Source organism: Kitasatospora sp. NPDC059571 (genome assembly GCF_042735675.1).
Lineage (GTDB): Bacteria > Actinomycetota > Actinomycetes > Streptomycetales > Streptomycetaceae > Kitasatospora.
Map to the genome: position 1 here is coordinate 1 of NZ_JBHWBW010000551.1, position 4799 is coordinate 4799.

1 protein-coding gene is annotated in these 4799 nt (G+C 73.9%); it reads left to right on the plus strand.

Annotation, left to right across the window (positions count from 1 at the left end; translation table 11 throughout):
• The coding region (locus ACFV0G_RS35285) for a type I polyketide synthase (protein WP_380556770.1) at positions 1–4799 on the plus strand (4799 nt) is incomplete at both ends.

Sequence of the window (4799 nt, forward strand, 5' to 3'; positions counted from 1 at the left end):
CTGCTCGGCGCCGATCCCGCTGCCGCGGTCGCTGCCGCGGTCAGCACGGCCGTGGACGACGAGCCGATCGCGATCGTCGGCATGGCCTGCCGCTACCCGGGCGGCGTCGACTCTCCCGAGGACCTGTGGCGGCTGGTCGCGGACGGCCGTGACGCGGTGTCGTTCTTCCCCGAGGACCGCGGCTGGGACACCGCCAACCTGTACCACCCGGACCCGGACCACCAGGGCACCTCGTACACCCGCGAGGGCGGCTTCCTGCACGAGGCCGGTCTCTTCGACCCGGGCTTCTTCGGGATCAGCCCGCGGGAGGCGATGTCGATGGACCCGCAGCAGCGGCTGCTGCTGGAGACCTCCTGGGAGGCGTTCGAGCGAGCGGGCATCGACCCGGGGACCGTGCGCGGCAGTCGCACCGGCGTCTTCGTCGGCGTGATGTACAACGACTACGGCATGCTGCTCCAGCAGTCCGCCGAGGGCGCGGAAGGCCACGTCGGCACCGGTACCTCGGGCAGCGTGGCCTCCGGGCGAGTGTCGTACACGCTGGGCCTGGAGGGCCCGGCCGTCACGATCGACACGGCCTGTTCGTCCTCGCTGGTGGCGCTGCACCTGGCCTGCCAGTCGCTGCGGCAGGGTGAGTCGTCGCTGGCGCTGGCGGGCGGTGTGACGGTGATGCTGACGCCGAGCACCTTCGTGGAGTTCAGCCGCCAGCGCGGACTGGCCACCGATGGCCGCTGCAAGGCGTTCTCCGACGACGCGGACGGCACCGGCTGGGGCGAGGGCGTCGGCATGCTCCTCGTCGAGCGGCTGTCGGACGCCCGCCGCAACGGCCACCCCGTGCTCGGCATCGTGCGCGGGTCCGCCGTCAACCAGGACGGCGCCTCCAACGGCCTCACCGCTCCGAACGGACCCTCCCAGCAGCGGGTCATCCAGCAGGCCCTCGCAAATGCCCGGTTGACGGCCGGCGAGGTCGACGCGGTTGAGGCGCACGGTACCGGGACACGCCTCGGTGACCCGATCGAGGCGCAGGCGCTGCTGGCGACGTACGGGCAGGGACACACCGAGGGGCAGCCGCTCTGGCTGGGTTCGGTGAAGTCGAACCTGGGGCACACCCAGGCGGCGGCCGGTGCGGCCGGTGTGATCAAGATGGTCATGGCGATGCGGCACGGCGTGCTGCCCAAGAGCCTGCACGTGGGCGAGCCGTCCTCGCACGTCGACTGGTCGGCCGGGGCGGTGGAACTGCTCGCCGAGGCCCGACCGTGGCCGGAGAACGACCGCCCGCGCCGCTCGGCGGTCTCCTCGTTCGGGTTCAGCGGCACCAACGCGCACATCATCCTGGAGCAGGCGCCCGCCGAGGAGCCGGCGCCGGCCGCCGCGGGCACGCGTGCGCCGCTGCCGCTGGTGCTGTCGGGCCGGACCGGGGAGGCGCTGCGCGGACAGGCGGCCCGGCTGCGGGAGTTCCTCGCGGTGCGTCCCGAGGTGGCGGTGGCCGACCTGGCGCTGTCCCTGGCGACGACGCGGTCGTCCTTCGAGCAGCGGGCGGCGCTGGTGGCGGGGGATCGGGATGAGGTGCTGACCGCGCTGGCGTCGCTGGCGGACGGCGGGTCGGAGGCGGTCGTCGGCACGGCGGTCGGTGGCCGGACGGCGTTCCTGTTCACCGGGCAGGGCAGTCAGCGGGTCGGGATGGGCGAGGAGTTGTATGCCGCTCATCCGGTGTTCGCGGCGGCGTTCGACGCGGTCTGCGCGGAGCTGGACCCGCTGTTGGACCGTCCGCTGCGCGAGGCGATGGCGGATGCCGAGCTGATCCACGAGACGGGGTACACCCAGCCGGCGCTGTTCGCCGTCGAGGTGGCGCTCTTCCGGCTGGTCGAGTCGTGGGGTGTGCGGCCTGACTTCCTGGCCGGTCACTCGATCGGCGAGCTGGCTGCCGCTCATGTCGCGGGCGTGTTCTCCCTGTCGGACGCCGCGAAGTTGGTGGCGGCCCGCGGTCGGCTGATGCAGGCCCTGCCCCGCGGCGGTGCCATGGTGGCCGTCCAGGCGGCGGAGGCCGACGTACTGCCGCTGCTGACGGCCGAGGTGGGTATCGCCGCCGTCAACGGACCCGCCTCCGTGGTGATCTCGGGTGCCGAACAGGCCGTCCTCGACGTCGCGGAGAAGCTGGCGGCCGACGGCTACCGGGTGAAGCGGCTCACCGTCAGCCATGCGTTCCACTCGCCGCTGATGGACGGCATGCTTGCGGACTTCCGGTCCGTGGCGGCCGAGTTGGCCTTCACCGAGCCGCGGATCCCGATCGTCTCCACCCTCACCGGTGCACTCGTCACCACCGAGCTCACCGACCCCGAGTACTGGGTGCGGCACGTCCGGGAGGCCGTCCGCTTCGCCGACGCCGTGGGGTCACTGGAGGCCGAAGGCGTCCGGACGTTCCTGGAACTGGGACCGGACGGCACGCTGACCGCCATGGCGCAGCAGTGCCTCGCCGAGGAGAGCGACGCCGTCCTCACCCCCGCGCTGCGCCGCGACCGGCCGGAGGCGGAGAGCTTCGCGACCGCACTCGGCCGGCTCCAGGTGCGCGGCACCGAGCTGGACTGGCAGGCAGTGTTCGCGGGCACCGGTGCGCGTCGCGTGGATCTGCCCACCTACGCCTTCCAGCACGAGACCTACTGGCCGCGGGTCCGGCCCGGGCTGGTCGGGGACGTGGTCTCCGCCGGCCTGGGGAACGCCGACCATCCGCTGCTCGGTGCCTCGCTGGCGCTGGCCGATGCGGACGGCCACCTCTTCACCGGGCGGCTCGCCCTGGACGCTCACCCGTGGCTGGCGGACCACGCCGTCGCCGGCACCGTGCTGCTGCCCGGAACGGCCATGGTGGAGCTCGCGGTTCGGGCCGGCGAGCAGGTCGGCTGCGCGCTGCTCGAGGAGCTCACCCTGGAGGTGCCGCTGATCGTGCCCGAGCACGGCGCGGTCCAGCTCCAGGTCTCCGTCGGCGGTCCCGAGGAGTCAGGTCGCCGGACGATCGCCGTCCACTCCCGGCCCGCCGAGGCTGGGGACGACGTCCCCTGGATACGGCACGCGGTGGGTGTGCTGGCCGAGGCATCGGCCGGTGGCGGAACGGAGTTGACGGCGTGGCCGCCGGCAGAGGCCGAGCCGGTGGCGGTGGACGAGGTCTACGAGTCCTTCGCGGCGGCCGGGTTCGCGTACGGCCCGGTGTTCCGGGGCCTGCGGGCGGCCTGGCGGCACGGTGACGAGGTGTTCGCCGAGGTGGCGCTGCCGGAGGAGGTCCGGTCGGAGGCCGGGCTGTTCGGTCTGCACCCGGCCCTGCTCGATGCCGCGCTGCACGCGATCGGCGCGGGCGGTCTGCTGGCGGACACCGGCCGGGGCCGGCTGCCCTTCGCCTGGTCGGGTGTGTCGCTGCACGCCGCCGGTGCGGGGGAGTTGCGGGTCAGGCTCGCCGCTGTGGGGGCCGACGCGGTCTCGCTCGCGGTCGCCGACGCCTCCGGTGCTCCCGTCGCCACGGTCGAGTCCCTCGTACTGCGGGAGTTCTCCCCGGAGCAGTTGGCGGCACCGGGCGGCCACGACGCGCTGTTCCGACCGGAGTGGACCCCCGTCCCGCTGCCGGCCACGGCACCCGGCGGGGTGATCGGTGTCCTCGGCGCGGACGACCTGGGCCTGCCCGGTGCGATCACCTTCACGGACCTGGCGGAGGCGGCCGAGGGCGGCATCGTTCCCGACCTGCTGGTCCTCCCGATCCTGGAGGGGATCGGCCCTGACCTCGCCGCGACCACGCGCAAGGTTTTGCAGGACACCCTGGTGCTCGTCCAGGAGTGGCTGGCACACGACGCCTTCGCGGGCTCCCGCCTGGCCGTGGTCACCCGCAACGCGGGCACCTCGAACCTTCCGGCCGCCGCGGTGCGGGGCCTGTTCCGGTCGGCGCAGTCGGAGAACCCGGGCCGGATCACCCTGATCGACCTGGACGACGACTCGGCCTCGCTGCGGGCGCTGCCCTGCGCGCTCGGCACCGATGAGCCGCAGCTGATGCTGCGGGCCGGCAGTACCACCGCGCTCCGCCTGGCCCGGGCGGGCGAGGCAACGGCCCCGTCCGACGGCCTGCGGGCGCTGGACCCCGCGAGGACGGTACTGCTGACGGGTGCCACGGGGTCGCTCGGAAGGCAGGTCGCCCGTCACCTGGTGGCGGAGTACAGCGCCCGCAACCTGCTGTTGGTCTCGCGTCGCGGCGCCGCCGCGCCGGGAGCAGCGGAGCTGGCGGCCGAACTCGTCGATCTGGGTGCGGAGGTGGCGTTCGCGGCCTGTGACGTCGCCGACCGTGCTGCGCTGGCCGCGGTGCTGGAGGGTGTGGAGCTGACGGCGGTGGTCCACACGGCCGGTGTTCTGGACGACGGCATCGTGCCGTCGCTGACCCCCGATCGGCTGGACACCGTGTTGCGTCCGAAGGTCGATGCGGCGTGGAACCTGCACGAGCTGACCAAGGACCGTCCGCTCGCCGCGTTCGTGCTCTTCTCCTCCGCGGCCGGGGTGTTCGGTACGGCGGGGCAGGCGAACTACGCCGCCGCGAATGCCTTCCTGGACGCCCTCGCGGCTCACCGCCGCGCTGCGGGTCTGCCGGCGCAGTCCCTGGCGTGGGGTCTGTGGGCGGAGGACGGCGGGGGTATGGCCGGTGAGCTCGGCGACGCGGACGTGCAGCGGATGGCTCGCGGCGGCGTGCAGGCGCTGTCCGCCGCCGAGGGCCTCGCCCTGCTCGACGCCGCGGGCGACCGCGACGAGGCCGTCCTGGTGCCGATCCGCCTCGACCT